Genomic DNA, 16,836 nt, shown 5'->3' with positions numbered 1-16,836 from the left:
CCGGTTCCCATTCAATAAATAGGATTCCTGTAGTACTTTTGTGGCAGCCGTGGGACAGGGAGCAGCCTATGGGCCACATGAAATACGCGAGCGACGTCGGGGCACCGGTGGAGGTCGCGTTCACGTACACGGACAACCATCAGTTCGTACCCGACTGGGCCTTCGCGGTCGCCGCCTTCGAACCACTCGGAGACAGCGACCACGGCTCCGGAGCCATCTTCGGAGCGACCCTGCGGGTCGGTTTCTGGCACCCGACCATCGAGTGCGAGATCACCGACTACCGCCGCAACGCGGTCATCGAATACACCCTGCGCAGGCGGAGGACGGGGAAGTCATCGCCTGCGCAGGGTCACGGCGGCAACTCGCCGTGCACCGCGCCACTGGCCGTCCTCACGCTGCGCTTCGATCCGCTGGGCTACGGTCGAGCGGTGCTGACCTCGGAAACCGAGTACTGGGCCCCCGAAGGGCTCACCGGCCGCCTGCTCTCCCGAATGCTGGCAGCCGCCGTACAATCGGCCGTGCGACGCACCGAATCGCAATTGCGAAGGGAGATAGAGGAATTCCACGGAACGGATCTTGTCGGCCGGATTGCGTAGGGTTGCGAGCATGATCATCGTGAGCACCGACGGATCGTGCCTGCGTAACCCGGGCGGAGCCATCGGCTGGGCGTGGGTCAATCACGCCGGCGGATCGGCCAGCGGTGGTGCGCCTTCGGGCACCAATCAGATCGCGGAGCTACGCGCGCTATTGGAGGCCATACGCGCACATCCGAGCTCGGAACCGCTGTTCATCGAATCCGATTCGCTCTACGCCATCAAATGCGCCTCCGAATGGATCAACGGTTGGCGGCGGAACGGATGGAAGACCTCCACCGGGGGCCCGGTGAAGAACCTCGAACTCATCCAGCAGATCGACCAGGCCATCAACACCCGCCCCGGCCCCGTGCGCTTCCGCTGGGTGCGCGGCCACGTCGGCAACTACTTCAACGAGCAGGCCGACACCCTGTGCGGGCAGGCGGCACGCGCCATCGCCTCCGGTGCCCTCGACCCCGCACCCGACCTCACGCCGAGTGAGCCTGCCACCGAGCCCATCCCGCTCGAACCCACCACCGAACCGATTCCGGTGATCACCCCCGCGGAAAGCGTCGCGGCAACCACCGAAAAGGTAGTGGCGCAAGCCCACACCGCTGCTGCCACCCCGCGCCGTCGCGTGGCAGCAACGAAGACTCCAGCGCCGGACGCGCTGACGCTGTTCTGAGAACAGAAGATTGATATGGGGGCTCCGCCCCCAAACCCTCGTAGAAGAAGGGGACGCTGACGCTGGGTCTTGGGGGCTTCGCCCCCAAACCCCCTGGCACAGGCCGGACCCGGTCCGTCGACCCCTGACCCACGCGCGGCGGGCCGCTCGGCCGACCGTAGTCGCTGCTGCCGCTCGCCGCCGACTTCAGCCTCTGCCGCTCGGCGGTGGGATGCGGAAAGGCCGGGCCGATGAGTGTTCAGCGGGCCGGGCCTCTGTTGTTGTTGTCTCGGTTCGGTTCTCAGTTGCCGGGGGTGGGGGCTGGGGTGGTGGGGGCGGGCTGGGTGCTGTTGGGGGTGCCGCCGCTGGGGAAGAGGCCGTTATTGCCGTTGTCGGCGATGGGCTCGAATTTGGAGACCAGCCACTTGCCGTCCTTCTTGTCGAGTTCGGCGAAGGTGGGCAGGGTCAGGACCAGGGGCTGGGCGCGCATGGTGTTGCTGGAGGTCTGGGTGAGGCTGACCAGGACGGTGGCCTTGGAGTCGTCGCCGGATTCCCAGGCGCAGCGAACCGTATTCAGTTTGGACTGGGCGTGCACGCTGGTGAGCACGCTCTTGAGGTCGCCGGACATGGTGTCGAACATCTGGCGGAACTCACCGGTGGTCGATGCCTGCACGCGCTCGACGTAATCGCCGAGGCTCTTCTCGTCGTAGACCGAGACGGTCTTGACGAAATCGCAGGCGGCCTTGGTGGCGTCGTCGCGGTCGGCGAGCTCGTTCTCGCGGTTGTCGGACTGCAACCAGAAGAAGACGACCGCGCCGATGGCGGCGACCAGCAGTACGCCCGCCGCGAAGGCGGCGATCAGCGGCAGCGAGGCGGACTTCAGCGACGAGTTGCCGCCGGCGACAACGGGCTTCGGCTCAGCGGCGTGAGGCTGTGGCGCGGCCGGAGCGGGCTTCGGCTCGGGGGGCACGGGCACGGCGTCGGCGGCAGCCGGGGCCGGCGCGTCGGTTTCCTTTGCCAGATCCGGCTTCTCGATGGCGACCGTGGCATCGGCCTCCGGTTCGGCCGGCTCCGCCGCGGCGGGAGGCGTTATGTCGGCGCTGCCCTGTACATCGGCCTCGGCGATCGAGTCGTCTTCGGTTTTCTTGTCCTGGGCAGCGTCATCCGACATGTATCGATCACTTTCCCGGTGCGCCGCGGGCGCACCGTACTGGGGTCTTCGTCCGCGAGTATGCCTGCTTCACTTCACCGGTGGCAGGGTCCGCTCGTTCGGATCGGCGTCCGCGGGCGGGTACGCGCCGTTGTTCGGCACGTCCGGCCGGGGAGCATTGGCCGAACCGCGAATCTGCTGATCCGCCTGTCCGTTGGTGCAGTAGCTGCCCCACTTCGAGAGGGTGGCCTCGGTGGCGGCTTCGGGGCGGATCTTCTTCGTCACGTAGTCGCAGAAGGGCCGCGGCCAGATATCGACGATGGTGTAGAACTCGCCGTCGTGCGCGGGCACACCCATGGCCGAGGTGCCGACCACCAGCGCCGGGAACAGTGCGCGCAGAGCGGGTGCGCGCAGCTGTGCGGCCTTGGTGATGGCCGCGAAGTTGGTGGCCAGGCTGGTCATCGGGTCGGCGGTCTTGTCGAGCACCGCGCCGAGTGCCTGCAATTGTGCGGGCGCCTGTTCCAGGATCTTCTGGAGTTCGGCATTGGCATCGTTGAACTGCTGGAACAACACACTCGAATTACGTGTCAGGGTAGCCAGATCCGGCTGCGCCAACGAGGTGGTGGCATTGATCGTCTGCAGGTTCTTGATCAGATTCGTGGTCTGCGGCAGCAGATTGTCCAGGCCGGTGGTGGCCTCACTGATGCCGTTGATGAGCGATCGTAGCTGATCCGGTCCGCCGGACAGCGCGGTGTCGAGTTCGGTGAGAATGCTGGAGAATTTGTCCGGATCGATCTGCGAGATCAATTCACTGGAGTTGTCCAGCACCGACCATACGGGGGTCGGCGTCTTCACCTTGTCCTTGTCGAACTGCACGATCGAGCCATTGCCGAGGTACGGCGCCCGGTCGGTATTGGGCCGGAAATCCAGGAACTGCTCGCCGGCACCGGAGAGCGCGCCCACCGAAACGATTGTGTCGCTCGGGATCTGGTACTTCTTGTCGATTTCGACCGTCGCCGCGATGGCGGTGCCACCACTGGCGAGCTCGATCTCGGTGACCTTGCCGATGCGATACCCGCGCAGGGTGACGTCATTACCGGCCTGCAAACCGCCGGAGCGATCGAGATCGACCGTCACCTTGTAGGTTTCGCGCAGCGGATTGACCCGCATGACGCTGATGGCCAAATAGGCCGCGCCGACGAGCAGGATCAGCACCAGCGCCGAATTCGACACCAGGTTCTTGTGGTTCTTCACCCAGTTCATCGCTGGCCCCCCGTGACCCGGCCGTAGATGATCTGCAGCACCTGAATGAGGCTGCCGCCGAAGTCGTTGAGGTCGCGCAGATCCGGGAATTTGCTGTTCGCCGGATCGGTGAGCAGCCCGATATCGAGCATGCTCAGGGTGGCGGCGACCGCGAGGGTATTGCCCTTGAAGGAGGCGTCCACCTTCGGCCGGATGTCGTGCAGGGCGTCGAGCATGGGCCCGAAGTCAGGTTCGGTGCGGGCGAGCGCGTTCATCAGCTGCTGCACATTGTCGAGCAGGCTGGCCAGGTCCGCCGAGGTGGTGTTGGCGTAATCACCCAGGGCCGCACTGGTTGTGGAGATCTTGGTGAGCAGATCGCCGAGCGCCTGATTGTTCTCGGCGATGGCCCCGATCATGCCGGGCAGGCTGTCCGCGACCTGGCCGAGCTGATCGTGATTGGCCTGGATGGTGTCGGCCAGCGCGCTGAATCCGGCGAGCACGCTGTCCACCCGCTGGCTGTTGTTGTTGAGACTGCCTACGACACCGGTCATTTCGGTGATCAGGTGCGCGAGAGTCTGGCCCTTGCCTCCGACAATGGAGTCCATCTCGGCGGTGAGCTTGGACAGCGCCGCGATGCCGCCGCCGTTGAACAGCATGGAGATCGAGAGCAGCAACTCTTCGACGGTCGCGCCCGCCGAGGTGTTCTTCAGCGTGTCACCGTTTTTCAGCAGCTGCGCGCCCTGATCGGTCTTGGGCTTGGAGACCGCGACGAAGACGTCACCGAGCGGGGTGGCCTGGCGCAGTTCGGCCGTACTGTCCTTGGGCAATTCGATATCGGTGCGGATGGCCAGGTCGACATCGGCCTTGAAATCCTTGGTGCTGATCTTGGTGACGACGCCGACGTCGGAGCCGCCGATCTTGACCTTGGCCTGGTCGGGTAGGTTCAGCGCATTGTCGAAGACCGCGTGGATCGTATAGGTCTTTTCGCCCGCACCGGGTTTGGGCAGCGGCAGGCTTTCCACGGTCAGGCCGCAGCCGGAGACCGCGAGGGTCGAGGCCGCCACCGCCAGCGCGACGGCGCTGCGCCGGGTTCGCTTGGTCATTTCGTCATTCCCAACATCGCCGCCATCAGTCCGAGATCGGGGCCGAGGTCCTCCACCTTGCCGGTGCGGCAGCCGTCGGCCTTCATCTGGATGCGTTCGCAGAACAGGCTGATGATCTCGCCGGAGAGTGCGGAGCCGAGCACGGCGTGCAGGCGGATGAAATTGCCCTGCCGGTTGACCGAGCGATCCAGGTTCTGCATGAGCAGCGGTGCGGTGTCCACGACTTCGACCACGCCCGCGGCATTGGCGCGCAGCTGGTTGGTCACATTGGTGAGCCCGGTGAGCGTGCCGTTGAGCTGATCGGAGTACTGCGAGAACGCGCCGGAGGTGTTGGCCAGGAAGGCATTGAGCTGTTCGAGGGTGGCCTGCAGGCCGGGGGCCTGGTCGGCGAGCAGCCCGGACATCTGGGTCATCCGATTGCTGAAATCCCGGACCGACTGGTCGTTGTCGGCCAGCATGGTGGTCAACTCGTTCAGCTTGATGATGATGGTGGAGACGGCGTCCTTATTGTCCACACCGACTTTCAGCGCACCCGAGAGCGAGTTGAGCACATCGCGCATCTTCTCGCCATTGCCGTTCATCATCGGATACAGCACGCGCCCGGACAGCGGACCCAGACCCTCCGACCCGTCCGTCGGCTTGAGCGCCGCCGCGAAGGTGTCGATGGTCTTGATCATGGTGTCCAGTTCGACCGGGGTCTTGGTCTGCTGGGTGGTCAGGTGTGAGCCGTCCTTCAGCTTGTCCCCGCCGGTGTAGCGCGGGGTCAGCTCGATATGCCGGTCGGTCACGATGGACGGCGAAATCAGCGCAGCCTGCACGTTTTTCGGAATGTCCACGCCGGCGTCGACCGTCATGTGCACCTCGACGTACTGCCCCTTGGGCACGATCTTGTCGACCTTGCCGACATCGAGTCCGAGCACGGTGATCGGATTGCCCTCGAACATGCCCGCGATATTGAGGAAGTCGGCGGTGAAGTGCTGGGTCTGCCCGACCGCGTCCTTCACCCCGAGCGGCACCATGGAGCAGCTGCCGACGGCCAGCGCGACGGCTCCGATCATGGCCGCCTTGGCGATTCGCGTGTACTCGGCCGATTTCATCCGTGGCACCCCTCGATGACTTGGGCGAAGCACAACCAGTTGTCCGGGAACAGCCACGGCAGGGCGACCTCGCCGTAATTGCCATTACCGAAGGCGTTGTTGAACGTTCGCACGGACACCGGCATGATCGACAGCAGCCGGTCCAGGTTGTCCTTGTTCTTCTGCAGGCCCTCGGCCATGGTGTTGAGCTGGATCAGGGTGGGGCCGAACTGGTTGTCGTTCTGCGCGCCGATCTGCTGCAACTGACTGCTCAGGGTGGCGATATTGTCCAGCAGCGAACGCAGCAGGGTCTGCCGCTCCATCACCCGATTGGCGATGGCCTCGCCCTGGGTGATGACCAGCAGCACGCTGTTGCGATTGTCGCCGAGGATCCGGGTGACCCGGTCCATATCCTTGAGCAGCTGGTCGACCTCGTCCTTGCGGTCGTTCATGGTCTTGGCCAGCGCGCCGACCGAATCCAGCGCCTGCACGGTGAGCTGCGGGGTGTCACCCATCTGCTGATTGATCAGATTGAGCGAATCCGCGAGCTTCTTGGTGTCGAGCTCCTCGAACTTCGGCGTACCCTCCTGCACCACATCGGCCAGGTTGTAGGGAACGGCGGTGTTGGACTTGGGAATTCGATTGCTCTTCAGACCGGAGCCGTCGCCGGGAATCAGATCGACATAGCGGGCGCCGAGCAGCGTCGCCATCTTGATCGACGCCTTGGCGTCCGGACCGAGCTTGACGTCATTGCTCACCGAGAGCGAGACCATCACATGGTCGCCCTCGAGTTCGGCGCCGGAGACCCGGCCGACCGCGACACCCGACACCGAGACCTTGTCACCGGTCCTGATGCCCGCGGTCTGCACGAATTCGGCCTTGATGGTCTTCTCGCCGATACCGATCTGCCGGTACAGCGTGGACCCGGCCAGCAGGCCGACGATGAGCAGCACGCCGAGCACGCCGAGCCACAGATTGCGATTGGAACCGAAGCGGGACTTGAGTTTCGCCATCATGGCCGGCACACCGCCGAGTGGGAGTTGCCGCCGATCTGCGAGAACAGACCGCGCGGGAAGAGGATGCCGTACAGCGAGACGTCCAGGCTGCACACGTAGGCGTTGGCGTACGCGCCGTTCTGGGTGAACTTGCCGACATCGGAGAGGATGCCAGGCAGATCCACCGCGGCCTGATCGAGCTTGTCGCCATTGGCCAGCAGCAGCGCCAGCGCGTCATGCGTGGAGTTCTGTGCCAGTACGAGTTTCGGCTGAATCTGGCCGATCATATTCACCAGCGCCGAGGTGGCGTCGGCGATCTGCACGGTCGAGGACTGCAGCGACTGGCCCTGGGCGTAGAGCCCGCCGATGAGCGCGCGGGTCTGGGTCACCAGCGTCTCCAGCTCGTCGCCGCGCTTGGCCAGCCCGGACATGACACCGGAGAGATTGGTGATCACATCCGAGAGGATGGCGTCGCGGCGCTGGAAATCCGTGGCCAGGGTCGCGGCCTGAGTGATGAAGGCGCTCAACGAGACTCCGTCACCCTGCAGCGCCTGGATGAAGGTATTGGAGAGGTTGTTGACCTGCTCCGGCTGCAGCACTTGGAACAGCGGCTGGAAACCATTGAGCAGACCCGAGACGTCGAAGGACGGCTCGGTGCGCTCGACCGGAATACCCCCGTTGTTCTTCAGCACCGTGTGGGTGCCGGAGACCGGCTTGCCCGGAACCGGTTCCGCCAGAGCGATATAGCGCTGGCCGATCAGGTTCTGGTAGCGGACCAGCGCCTTGGTGTCGCCGTACAGCGTTTGATCGCGCTGCACGATGAAGGTCACCAGGGCCTTGTTGCCCTTGTCCAGTTCGATGGTCTCGACCTTGCCGACCCGCACGCCCGCCATCCGGACGTCATCGCCCTTGCGCAGGCCGAGTACATCGGTGAAGGTCGCGGTGTAGCGGTTGGTGGATCCATCCACGGTGCGCGCCAGCGTGTTCCAGATGACCGCGGTCACCAGGATGGACACGATCGCGAAGATGCCGAAGCCGATCAGCGGTTTGCGAATGCTCATCGACCGGCCCCGCTTTCGGTCACTTGCAAGGTTCCATCCCTCAGAATCGGGCTCAGCAGCAGGTATTCGGCGGCCGTCGGGCGGCGGCCCAGCAGCGCGGTAATGGCGGAGTCACCGGGGTAGGAGATCGTCCCACCCGAGGGCAGCGTCTGCTGTGCGGCCGGGGCGGCGGGCGGATTGCCCGGGGTCACCGGTGCCGGATTCGGGAAGAGTCCCTGCAGCGGGGTGCCAGCGAAGGGATTGGCCGGGGTGGTGCTGTCCGAAGGCGTCGGCTCCACGACGGTCAGGCCCGGAATCAGCGGGAAGCCCGCGGGCGGCGGCAGTTTCGGCAGTCCGGCGGCGGCGTCGAGTGCCTTGGGCCGCATCGACTCCGGCAGCGTGCCGGGATCGGAGATGAGCGGCGCGGTGGCGCAACTCGGCGCGGCCAGTTCGCCGTAGCGCGGGCAGTCGTCCCGGGTGTACGGCTTGTAGGGCGTGAAGGTCAGGCCCATATTCCAGATCATCTGGTGCTGCGGGCCCCAGTGGAAGGTGCCGGCCAGCTTGCGCACCGAGGCGTTCAGGTTGGCGATGGCCAGCGGAATGGCATTCGGATCATCCGAAATCGCGCCGAACATGGCGCTGGTGCCGGTCGTAACGTCCTTGCCCACATTGGGATTGCGGGCGAACAGGGCATTGACCTTGTCCACGGTGACCGCGGTGCCGGAGATCAGCGAGGTGAGTTCGGTGCGGCGATCGGCAATGGTCTGCGCGGTCTTCACCGATTCGCTGAGCACGCCCATCAACTCCGGCGCGGACTGATTCAGCGCACGGAAGGAGTTGGAGAAGTCGCCCAGCATGACCCCGAGATCCGGGATCGAATCGTCCACCGACTGCAACCAGCGATCCACTCGCTCGATGCTCGAACCGGGCATCCGACCGGAACCGTCGAGCGCGTACGACAGCGTCCCCAGTACTCGGCCGAACTGGATCGGGTCGATCTTGCCGAGGATATTGCGGACCGTGGTGAGCGTGTCCTGCAGTGCGATGGTGCCTTTGGAGCGATCCTCGGAAATCTGCGAACCCTCTTGCAGGTGCGCGACATCGGTGCCGTTGTAGACCAGCTCCACCGAGGTGACGGCGAACAGGTTCGAGGGCACCACGCGGGCAGTGACATTCGCGGGGATGCCGTCGGTGTACTCCGGCTTCATCTCGATATGTACCTGCTGCAGTTCACCTTTGGCGGCGACCGACACATCCTTGACCGCGCCGACCAGCACGCCGCGGAACTTCACATCGGCGTTATCGGGCAGCCCGTCACCGGTGGTGGTGAGATTCGCGGTGACATTGACCTTTTCGATGAAATAGCCCTTGTACCGCGCCATCAGGAAACCCAGGATGAGCGCGAAGACACAGAGCCCGGCGACACCCGCGATGAGCAGTTGGCGCATGGTCGGGCCGCGCCCGCTCGGATCGATGATCATGCTGTGCGCCCCCTATCCCGAGATCCGGATGCCGGGGTTGACACCCCAGATGGCCAAGGTGATGAACAGGTCCGCGAAAACCACGGCGATAATGCAGTACTTGATCGCCCGACCGGCCGCCACACCCACGCCCTCCGGGCCGCCGGAGGCGAAAAACCCGTAGTAGCACTGGATGAACGTGGTGATCGCGACGAAGATGATCGCCTTCAGCAGTGAGTACAGCACATCGTGCGGTATCAGGAACTGATAGAAGTAGTGCTGGAATGTCCCCGACGCGGTGCCGCCGATCAACTGCACGGTGAGCGCGCAGGAGATGTACGCGAACGGCAGGGCCAGGCAGTACAGCGGCACGATGGCGACCATGGCCGCGATCATGCGGGTACTCACCAGGTACGGAAGTGGCCGGATGGCAACCGATTCCAGTGCGTCGATCTCCTCGGAGATGCGCATGGCGCCGAGCTGCGCGGTGAAGCGGCAACCCGCCTGCGCCGCGAAAGCCAGTGTTGCCAGCATCGGCCCGAGCTCGCGAGTGGTCGCGAAGGCGGAGATCGCACCCGTCAATGGGCTGAGCCCCAACAGGTTCAGCGAGGTGTAGCCCTGAATGGCAACGGTCATACCGCCGAACGCGGACAGGATGAGTACCACGCCGATGGTCCCGCCACCGACAATGAGATTGCCGTTGCCCCAGGTGACGTCGGACAGCAGCCGCCACACCTCTTTGGGGTAGTGCTTGAACGCCATCGGCATGGAACCGAGCGAGCGCAGGAAGAAGAAGACCTGGTGGCCGATGCGCGCGACGAAGTCACGCGGCGAGGAAGCCACACCCTTGATTCGCTGGAGCGGCCGCAGCAGCGGCGGAACATACGTTGCTGACACGACTTCAGACCATCTGTGGTGGGAACAGGGAGTTGTAGACCTGAGTGAGAATCAGGTTCACACCGAAGAGCATCACCGCGGACATGACCACCGCGGTATTCACCGAGTTGGCGACACCGCCCGGGCCGCCGCGGGCATTCAGCCCGGAATCGCAGGCGATGATCGCCGCGAGCAGACCGAAGATGAGTGACTTCAGCAGCGCCACGAACAGATCGGTGGTGATGGCGAACGAAGCGAAAGTTCCTACGTAGGAGCCGGGGGTACCGCCCTGCGCGAAGATATTGAAGACGTAGCCGGTCAGGAAGCCGACGAAAACCACGAAGCCGCACAGTAATACGGAGACCAGCATGGCCGCGCCGAGCCGGGGGGCGACCAGGCGGCGCATGGGGTCAACGCCCATCACCCGCATGGCGTCGATCTCCTCGCGGATGGTGCGCGAGCCGAGATCGGCGGTGATGGCGGAGCCGACCGCGCCCGCGATCATCAGCGAGGTGACCAGTGGCGCGCCCTGCTGAATGATGCCGAGGCCGTTGGCGGCGCCGATGAACGAGGTCGCGCCGACCTGTCCGGCGACCGAGCCGACCTGAATGGAGACGATGACACCGATGGGGATGGCCACCAGCAGGGTGGGCGCCGCGGCGACATTCGCCATGAACGCGCACTGCCGGACGAACTCCGCGAAGGGGAAGCGCTTGCGGAAGATCGCGATGAACAGTTCGGCGACCGCCGACACGCCCATGGCCATCATCCGGCCGCCGGTCTCGAGCGACCGCTTGGGATGATCTCGCCAGTACCCCTTGGCCCAGTCCACGGCTGCGTTCATCCGTGACTCCGTCGGGCCCCCCTGCCCACCCAGACTTTTGGTCAACTGCACTGACTACCCCTCTCGACGCCGGGTTTACCCGCTCCCGGCGACTGTTTGCTTGACGCACCTTACTACGGAGTTAGAAAAAACACACCAGTCGTTGTGGTTCCGGTCATAGAGGCGGATCACGTTCTATGAACGGGGGTGAACAGGCAGATCAAGGCAGGTTTTCGAGCTGAAGAACCAGGCAGACATCTAGAACTTGTTCTACTTTCCAACTTAAGTTGAAGTCATTTCATTAGAAGTGACGCCCTAACAGGTAAGAATTAATCGGAGAGAATTTATCGGAAATCGAAGTGAGTTATGCATTAAGCCCATAACTCGCATCCAACTCGGTATCGCGCCCGAAGACGAGCAGGACACGGCTCGGCAACATGTGGCAGTACAAGCAGCCTCCGGGCGCGAATACTGACAGGATGAGTTCCGCAGCTTGATTCGAGCGGCTTCCGACATCTGGAGGGACATGTTCAGGAAACTCGCCGGTGTGGCCGGCGCCTTCGCTGTAGCCCTGAGCACCGCGCTGCTCGGCGCCGGGGCCGCGAATGCCGACCCCGCACCGGCAGTCATCGGTGGTGGCTCCGGCATCATCATCGACGACATGTTCGAGTGCACCGTCACCACCATCGGACACGACAGTGCCGGGCGACTGGTCGGCCTCACCGCGGGACACTGCGGCGACCCCGGTGCGAAGGTCTGGGCCGAGAAGGACAGGGGCGCAGGACAGATCGGCAAGTTCGTCTACTCGAACCACGATCTGGACTACGCGGTCATCGAGTTCTACGGCGACCGTGTCATACCGGTCAACCGGATCGGCAATGTCACCATCACCGGGCTCGGCGGACCGCCGAACTTCCCGATGATCGTCTGCAAGGAAGGCCGCACCACCGGCAATACCTGCGGACTCTCCTGGGGTGACGTGTTCTCCAGCAATATCGAGACCTGGAGCCAGATGTGCGTGGTGGAGGGCGATTCCGGCGCTCCCGTCGTCGTCGGCACCACGCTGGTCGGCATGGTCAACGCGTACCTGGCCATCGCCTGCTTCGGGCCCGAGGTCGGGACGAATATGTCCTCGATCATGGCGGACCTGAACGCGCGCGGCGGAACCGGTGCGGGGTACTACCCGATCTGAGCACCAAAAGTATCGAGCGGGGCGGTGATCCGATGGATCACCGCCCCGCTCTGTATTACCCCGCGCCGAATCGCCCTGCGCTACAGCGTATTGACGCAGATGACGATCTTGCGCTCGTCGTAGACATAGCCCGAGTCGCCGTCGGCGCACTCGTCGACGCTGGTGCTGTTCTTCATGATCGCGAGCACCTTCACGCCATTGGCCGCGCCGCGGGTGGAGCAGTCGATGCGCTTGGGATCGCTGCCGCTGCCCTTGGTCCCCAGATCCAGGCAATCGTTGACGACCCAGTCGATATCGAGGCAGATGGCGCCGGTCTCGATGCCCGCCATGGTCTCGTAGTAGGCCTGATCCACATCGGTGGGGCACTGGGAGTTGGTGCGCGCCTTGGCGACTACCTTGTAATTGGAGTCCTTGCTCCCGCAGGTGGCCTTGTGGATGCTGGCGTTGTCGGTGGTGCCGCCGAGCTTCACGCAATCGCCGATGCTGGCCTGGAAGTCGGTATCGCCACCCTTGTCGGCGGGAGTGGTGGTCGTTGTCGGGCGACCGGGGCTCGGCTTACCCGAGGGCTTGGCACTCGTGGTGGAGACCGCGGAGTCCAGGCCGGGCGGGGCGGCCACCGGGTTACCGGAGATGGTGGAGCCACAGCCCGCGAGCAGCAGGGCGGCGGCGGAGACGGCCGGGGCGGCAATCCGGGCGGAGATCTGCTGACGCAACACGCAACTATCCTAAATTTGAGAAACATCAAGCTTTGAGTTCAATGCCCATGCATACACGACATATACGACAACAGTCGACTCATGGGGCCACTCACCAACCCGAGCTCGAACCGGAGGCGGTAGTGAACACGTATAGGAAGGCATGAGTACCGCGGCGCGATCGGACGGCCCCGGGACGCCACTGCGCGAACCCCGGCTGGTACCGCTGCACGCGCTCGCCGCCGGAGCCGACCTGGAGCGCTACTTCGGCTGGCGGCGCGAACGGGACGGCGATCCCTTCCTCATGCGCTTCCCGGCCTTCGGCTCGGCGGTCTTCACCGGGACACCGGCGGGCGCACGCGAGATATTCCGGGCGCCGGTGGAATTACTGGAACCACCGCTGCCGAATCCCATCGAGCCGATGGTCGGTCCGGCCTCGCTGATCCTCGCGCGCGGGGAGCGACACAGGAAGGAGCGCGCGGTCATGGCTCCGGCCTTGCACCGGAGTCGAATCAGCGCCTACGGCAAGATCATTCGCGATGCGGCGCGGGACGAGCTCGATGGCGGCCGCACCGGGCGGGCCTGGCGACCCGGAACCCGGGTCGACGCACGAGAAGCGGCGCGCGCCATGACATTACGGGTGATCCTGGCGGCGGTGTTCGGAATCGAGGAACCCCGGCTGCTGGCCGAATACACCTCCGCCACAACGGAATTCCTCACCTCCTTCGGCGGTCCGCTGTTCCTGGTTCCGGCCTTGCGGCGCAATATGTTCGGCTTGTCGGGCTGGGAGCGATTCACGGCGGCGCGAGATCGACTGGACGCGCTCATCGATACCGAGATCGACCGGCGGCGCACCGGCGGCGGTCATGACGGCGCGGACATGCTCGCCATGCTGTTGGAGACCAGATACGCGGACGGCAGCGCCATGAACGATGTCGACCTGCGCGAACAATTGCGCACCCTGCTGGTCGCGGGACACGAGACCACCGCGACGGTCCTGGTGTGGGCGCTGTACCGGCTGCACCGCGAGCCTTCGGCGCTCGCCCGGTTGCGACACGAACTCGCCTCCGCCGGAACGGATCTCGATCCCATCGAACTCGCCGAACTGCCCTACCTGGACGCGGTCTGCCAGGAGACGCTGCGGCTGCATCCGCCGGTGCCGATCGTATTGCGCAGGCTCACCGGTGATTTCGAGCTCCGCGGTACACCCATGGTGGCGGGGGACACCATGGGGCTCTCGGTTCACCTGTTGCACTCGGACCCCGAAGTGTGGACCGAGCCACACCGCTTCCGGCCCGAGCGGTTTCTCGAACGCCGGTACAGCCCATTCGAATTCGCGCCGTTCGGTGGTGGGCACCGGCGCTGTATAGGTGCGGCGCTTGCCGACTACGAGTTGCGAATCGTGCTTGCCACCCTGCTGGGCGCGGTGCGTTTACGGTTGTCACCGCGGTTCGCGCGCGGGCGCACGCCATGGACGGTGCCACACAATATTGCGACCGGTCCGCATGCCGCCATCACCTTCGATATCCTCGAAGCCTGACGCGACTCGAGTGACTTCCCTCACAACCAGGTTTGACAGCACCCGTACAGTGGTTAAGACGGAGCATCTGGTCCGATTCGGGAATCGCCGACGCGAACGGCGATAACACCCGACAATTCGGCATCTCACGCATATGTGACCTGAACCACACTTACTGGGTCGTATGCATAACTCCCACAAGCCGATTGGCAGGCCCGCGATCGCAGGGTAGGAATGAACCTGGGGTTGGGGCCTAACGCGGGTGAAGTCTGCCCGCGATCTGCGTATGAACAAGGATCGGAAGGACACCTAGCTGTGCGCATCACCCGGTATGGACTGATTTCCCTCGCCGTCATCGCGGCGACCGGAGCCGTGGTGGCCGCGCCCGCCTCAGCAGCCCCGCTATGGCCGGGCGGCCCGGAAGTGCCGAGTGTGCCCTCCGCCGTCATGCCGCAGCCCAAGCCCGGCGACCTGCCGACCGCGGCGGGCGCGAACTCGCCGCTGCCGCCTGCCAGCTTCACCGCCCCGAACGTCACCCCCGGTGACGGCGACGTGGTGGGTGTGGCGCAGCCGATCATCATCAACTTCAAGGAGCCGGTGGGCGATCACGCCGCCGCCGAGAAGTCCATTCGCATCACCTCCACCAACAAGGTGGACGGCCACTTCTACTGGCGCGGTGACAGCCAGGTGCGCTGGCGGCCCGAGGAGTTCTGGCCGTCCGGCTCCAAGGTCACCGTCGAGGCGGGCGGCACCAAGTCCGCCTACGAGATCGGCGACGAGTTCGTCGCCACCGCCGACGACACCACCCACGAGATCGTGGTCACCCGCAATGGTGAGGTGGTGCGGACCATGCCCACCTCCATGGGCAAGACCGGGCACGAGACCCCGAACGGCACGTACATCGTCAGCGAGCGCAATCGCAAGATGATCATGGACTCCTCCACCTACGGCGTGCCCACCACCGCGCCCGAGGGGTACAAGCTCGAGGTCGAGTACGCCACCCGCATGTCCAACAGCGGCATCTTCGTGCACGCCGCGCCGTGGAGCGTCGCGCAGCAGGGCAAGTCGAACAGCTCGCACGGTTGCTTGAACGTCTCGACCGAAGACGCCAAGTGGTACATGGACAATGTGAAGAAGGGTGACCCGGTGGTTGTGAAGAACACCGCCGGCGGCACCCTCAGCACCAGCGACGGCTGGGGCGACTGGAACTAGCGGTTCCGCCTCAGGCAGACAAGAATTTTCGTACGCCCCGCCCGATACGGGCGGGGCGTACGTGCGTTCCGGGGAGGGATGAGCGCGCGGGCTCGTTCACTTTGTTGGAAATTGGAGATTCGGTATTCGGTCTTGAAAGAGACTGGCCGCCCGTACTATTCGCGGCATGTCCGCGCCACCAGCGGGTGCGTCCGGTGAACGTTCGGTTGCGCCAGCACGCCGACTATTCAACCAGGCGGCATCCAGTCGTTACCGGCTAGTCGCAAGCAACCGTCACGCTGCGCGGGTGAGATCGAGTCCCGAACGAGTACTTCCGCAACCTCCGGGACGTGGTTGGCGTGGTAGACCTTGGCAGGACTATGCGCTGTTCGTGGTGCTCGTCGCACCAAACCTGGTGCTGCTCTCGGTCTTTGTGTACCGGCCGCTGATCGACAATATTCGGCTGTCGTTCTTCGACTTCAATATCTCGGACACCTCCGCCACCTTCATCGGCGTCGAGAACTACCGGGAGTGGTGGGGCCGCCACGACTCGTGGCAAATCGTAAGCAACACAGTCGTATTCACCATCGCGGCGGTTGTGGGCAGTATGGTGCTGGGTTTGGCCCTCGCCCTGCTGCTGGATCGGAAACTGTTCGGGCGCAATGTGGTCCGCTCCGCGATCTTCGCGCCATTCGTCATCTCCGGCGCGGCCATCGGCGTGGCCTTCCAGTTCATCTTCGATCCGGGCTTCGGCCTGGTGCAGGATGTGCTGCACAAACTCGGCGTCGACAAGGCACCCGACTTCTATCAGAACCCGCACTGGGCGCTGTTCATGATCACGGTGACCTACATCTGGAAGAACCTCGGCTACACCTTCGTCATCTATCTCGCTGCGCTGCAGGGCACTCGGGCCGATCTGATGGAGGCCGCCGAGATCGACGGCGCGAGCAGCTGGACCACCTTCACCCGGGTATTGCTGCCGCAGCTGCGGCCCACCACGTTCTTCCTGTCCATCACCGTGCTGCTGAATTCGCTGCAGGTCTTCGACATCATCAATGTGATGACGCGCGGCGGACCGCTCGGCACCGGCACCACCACCATGGTGTTCCAGGTCTACGAGGAGTCCTTCCGGAACTTCCGGGCGGGCTACGGCGCGACGGTCGCCACCATCATGTTCCTGGTGCTGCTGACCGTGACCCTCGTGCAGGTGCGCATCATGGATCGGAATGAACAGTGAG

At 64.4% G+C, this 16,836-nt stretch carries 16 protein-coding genes; 6 read left to right on the top strand and 10 right to left on the bottom strand.

Features of this window, described 5'->3' with window-relative positions:
• Nucleotides 1-68 precede the first annotated feature (68 nt).
• Both GFY24_RS02530 and GFY24_RS02525 read left to right on the top strand, forming a co-directional pair.
• Nucleotides 69-596, top strand: a complete 528-nt coding sequence (locus GFY24_RS02530; protein WP_153803268.1) for an SRPBCC family protein — start codon at nt 69-71, stop codon at nt 594-596.
• A gap of 10 nt (nt 597-606) precedes the next feature.
• A complete protein-coding gene (locus tag GFY24_RS02525; RefSeq protein ID WP_153803267.1) occupies nt 607-1,257 on the top strand; it encodes a ribonuclease H in 651 nt (216 codons plus the stop codon).
• Between the two features lie 280 nt (nt 1,258-1,537).
• Here GFY24_RS02525 and GFY24_RS02520 read toward each other — a convergent pair whose 3' ends face one another.
• From GFY24_RS02520 to GFY24_RS02480, 9 genes are all read right to left on the bottom strand, one after another.
• Entirely contained in the window at nt 1,538-2,407 is an 870-nt protein-coding gene (locus GFY24_RS02520; RefSeq protein WP_153803266.1) for a hypothetical protein, read from the bottom strand.
• 69 nt (nt 2,408-2,476) lie between these two features.
• A complete protein-coding gene (locus GFY24_RS02515) occupies nt 2,477-3,649 on the bottom strand; it encodes an MlaD family protein (protein ID WP_153803265.1) in 1,173 nt (390 codons plus the stop codon).
• Nucleotides 3,646-4,731 carry an MCE family protein gene (locus GFY24_RS02510; protein WP_153803264.1) on the bottom strand — a complete coding sequence of 362 codons (1,086 nt, stop codon included), beginning with the start codon at nt 4,729-4,731 and terminating at the stop codon, nt 3,646-3,648. The genes GFY24_RS02515 and GFY24_RS02510 overlap by 4 nt, the downstream gene beginning before the upstream one ends.
• Nucleotides 4,728-5,828 (bottom strand): MCE family protein, encoded by a 1,101-nt coding sequence (locus GFY24_RS02505; RefSeq protein ID WP_153803263.1) that lies wholly within the window; start codon nt 5,826-5,828, stop codon nt 4,728-4,730. The genes GFY24_RS02510 and GFY24_RS02505 overlap by 4 nt, the downstream gene beginning before the upstream one ends.
• Nucleotides 5,825-6,820: an MCE family protein gene (locus GFY24_RS02500; protein ID WP_153803530.1), complete on the bottom strand. Its 996-nt coding sequence runs from the start codon at nt 6,818-6,820 to the stop codon at nt 5,825-5,827. Before GFY24_RS02500 ends, GFY24_RS02505 begins: the two co-directional genes overlap by 4 nt.
• Complete coding sequence (locus GFY24_RS02495; RefSeq protein WP_153803262.1) at nt 6,820-7,863, bottom strand: MCE family protein; 1,044 nt, start codon at nt 7,861-7,863, stop codon at nt 6,820-6,822. The genes GFY24_RS02500 and GFY24_RS02495 overlap by 1 nt, the downstream gene beginning before the upstream one ends.
• Nucleotides 7,860-9,323 (bottom strand): MlaD family protein, encoded by a 1,464-nt coding sequence (locus GFY24_RS02490; protein ID WP_153803261.1) that lies wholly within the window; start codon nt 9,321-9,323, stop codon nt 7,860-7,862. Before GFY24_RS02490 ends, GFY24_RS02495 begins: the two co-directional genes overlap by 4 nt.
• A gap of 12 nt (nt 9,324-9,335) precedes the next feature.
• Complete coding sequence (locus GFY24_RS02485) at nt 9,336-10,199, bottom strand: ABC transporter permease (protein WP_309230352.1); 864 nt, start codon at nt 10,197-10,199, stop codon at nt 9,336-9,338.
• Between the two features lie 4 nt (nt 10,200-10,203).
• Nucleotides 10,204-11,022: an ABC transporter permease gene (locus tag GFY24_RS02480; protein ID WP_153803260.1), complete on the bottom strand. Its 819-nt coding sequence runs from the start codon at nt 11,020-11,022 to the stop codon at nt 10,204-10,206.
• 505 nt (nt 11,023-11,527) lie between these two features.
• Between GFY24_RS02480 and GFY24_RS02475 the strand changes: the two genes are divergently transcribed.
• Nucleotides 11,528-12,193: a serine protease gene (locus GFY24_RS02475; RefSeq protein ID WP_153803259.1), complete on the top strand. Its 666-nt coding sequence runs from the start codon at nt 11,528-11,530 to the stop codon at nt 12,191-12,193.
• Nucleotides 12,194-12,273: 80 nt separating this feature from the next.
• Here the strand turns inward: GFY24_RS02475 and GFY24_RS02470 are convergent, their stop codons facing one another.
• Nucleotides 12,274-12,909: a hypothetical protein gene (locus GFY24_RS02470; protein WP_309230351.1), complete on the bottom strand. Its 636-nt coding sequence runs from the start codon at nt 12,907-12,909 to the stop codon at nt 12,274-12,276.
• 142 nt (nt 12,910-13,051) lie between these two features.
• Here GFY24_RS02470 and GFY24_RS02465 point away from each other — a divergent pair, with 142 nt between their 5' ends.
• The 3 genes from GFY24_RS02465 to GFY24_RS02455 all read left to right on the top strand — a co-directional run bounded on the left by GFY24_RS02465 (nt 13,052) and on the right by GFY24_RS02455 (nt 16,835).
• Nucleotides 13,052-14,428 carry a cytochrome P450 gene (locus tag GFY24_RS02465; RefSeq protein WP_153803258.1) on the top strand — a complete coding sequence of 459 codons (1,377 nt, stop codon included), beginning with the start codon at nt 13,052-13,054 and terminating at the stop codon, nt 14,426-14,428.
• Between the two features lie 294 nt (nt 14,429-14,722).
• Nucleotides 14,723-15,619: an Ig-like domain-containing protein gene (locus GFY24_RS02460; RefSeq protein ID WP_375335986.1), complete on the top strand. Its 897-nt coding sequence runs from the start codon at nt 14,723-14,725 to the stop codon at nt 15,617-15,619.
• Nucleotides 15,620-15,905: 286 nt separating this feature from the next.
• Entirely contained in the window at nt 15,906-16,835 is a 930-nt protein-coding gene (locus GFY24_RS02455; RefSeq protein ID WP_375335985.1) for a carbohydrate ABC transporter permease, read from the top strand.
• The last annotated feature ends 1 nt before the right edge of the window (nt 16,836 follow it).

This window comes from Nocardia sp. SYP-A9097, from assembly GCF_009649815.1.
Classification (GTDB): Bacteria; Actinomycetota; Actinomycetes; order Mycobacteriales; family Mycobacteriaceae; genus Nocardia.
This window is presented reverse-complemented; position numbering and strand designations above follow the sequence as displayed.

Coding starts and splice junctions, on each gene's coding strand:
- GFY24_RS02530 (WP_153803268.1), top strand. CDS start 69: ATGGGCCACATGAAATACGCGAGCGACGTCGGGGCACCGGTGGAGGTC.
- GFY24_RS02525 (WP_153803267.1), top strand. CDS start 607: ATGATCATCGTGAGCACCGACGGATCGTGCCTGCGTAACCCGGGCGGA.
- GFY24_RS02520 (WP_153803266.1), bottom strand. CDS start 2,407: ATGTCGGATGACGCTGCCCAGGACAAGAAAACCGAAGACGACTCGATC.
- GFY24_RS02515 (WP_153803265.1), bottom strand. CDS start 3,649: ATGAACTGGGTGAAGAACCACAAGAACCTGGTGTCGAATTCGGCGCTG.
- GFY24_RS02510 (WP_153803264.1), bottom strand. CDS start 4,731: ATGACCAAGCGAACCCGGCGCAGCGCCGTCGCGCTGGCGGTGGCGGCC.
- GFY24_RS02505 (WP_153803263.1), bottom strand. CDS start 5,828: ATGAAATCGGCCGAGTACACGCGAATCGCCAAGGCGGCCATGATCGGA.
- GFY24_RS02500 (WP_153803530.1), bottom strand. CDS start 6,820: ATGGCGAAACTCAAGTCCCGCTTCGGTTCCAATCGCAATCTGTGGCTC.
- GFY24_RS02495 (WP_153803262.1), bottom strand. CDS start 7,863: ATGAGCATTCGCAAACCGCTGATCGGCTTCGGCATCTTCGCGATCGTG.
- GFY24_RS02490 (WP_153803261.1), bottom strand. CDS start 9,323: ATGATCATCGATCCGAGCGGGCGCGGCCCGACCATGCGCCAACTGCTC.
- GFY24_RS02480 (WP_153803260.1), bottom strand. CDS start 11,022: ATGAACGCAGCCGTGGACTGGGCCAAGGGGTACTGGCGAGATCATCCC.
- GFY24_RS02475 (WP_153803259.1), top strand. CDS start 11,528: ATGTTCAGGAAACTCGCCGGTGTGGCCGGCGCCTTCGCTGTAGCCCTG.
- GFY24_RS02465 (WP_153803258.1), top strand. CDS start 13,052: ATGAGTACCGCGGCGCGATCGGACGGCCCCGGGACGCCACTGCGCGAA.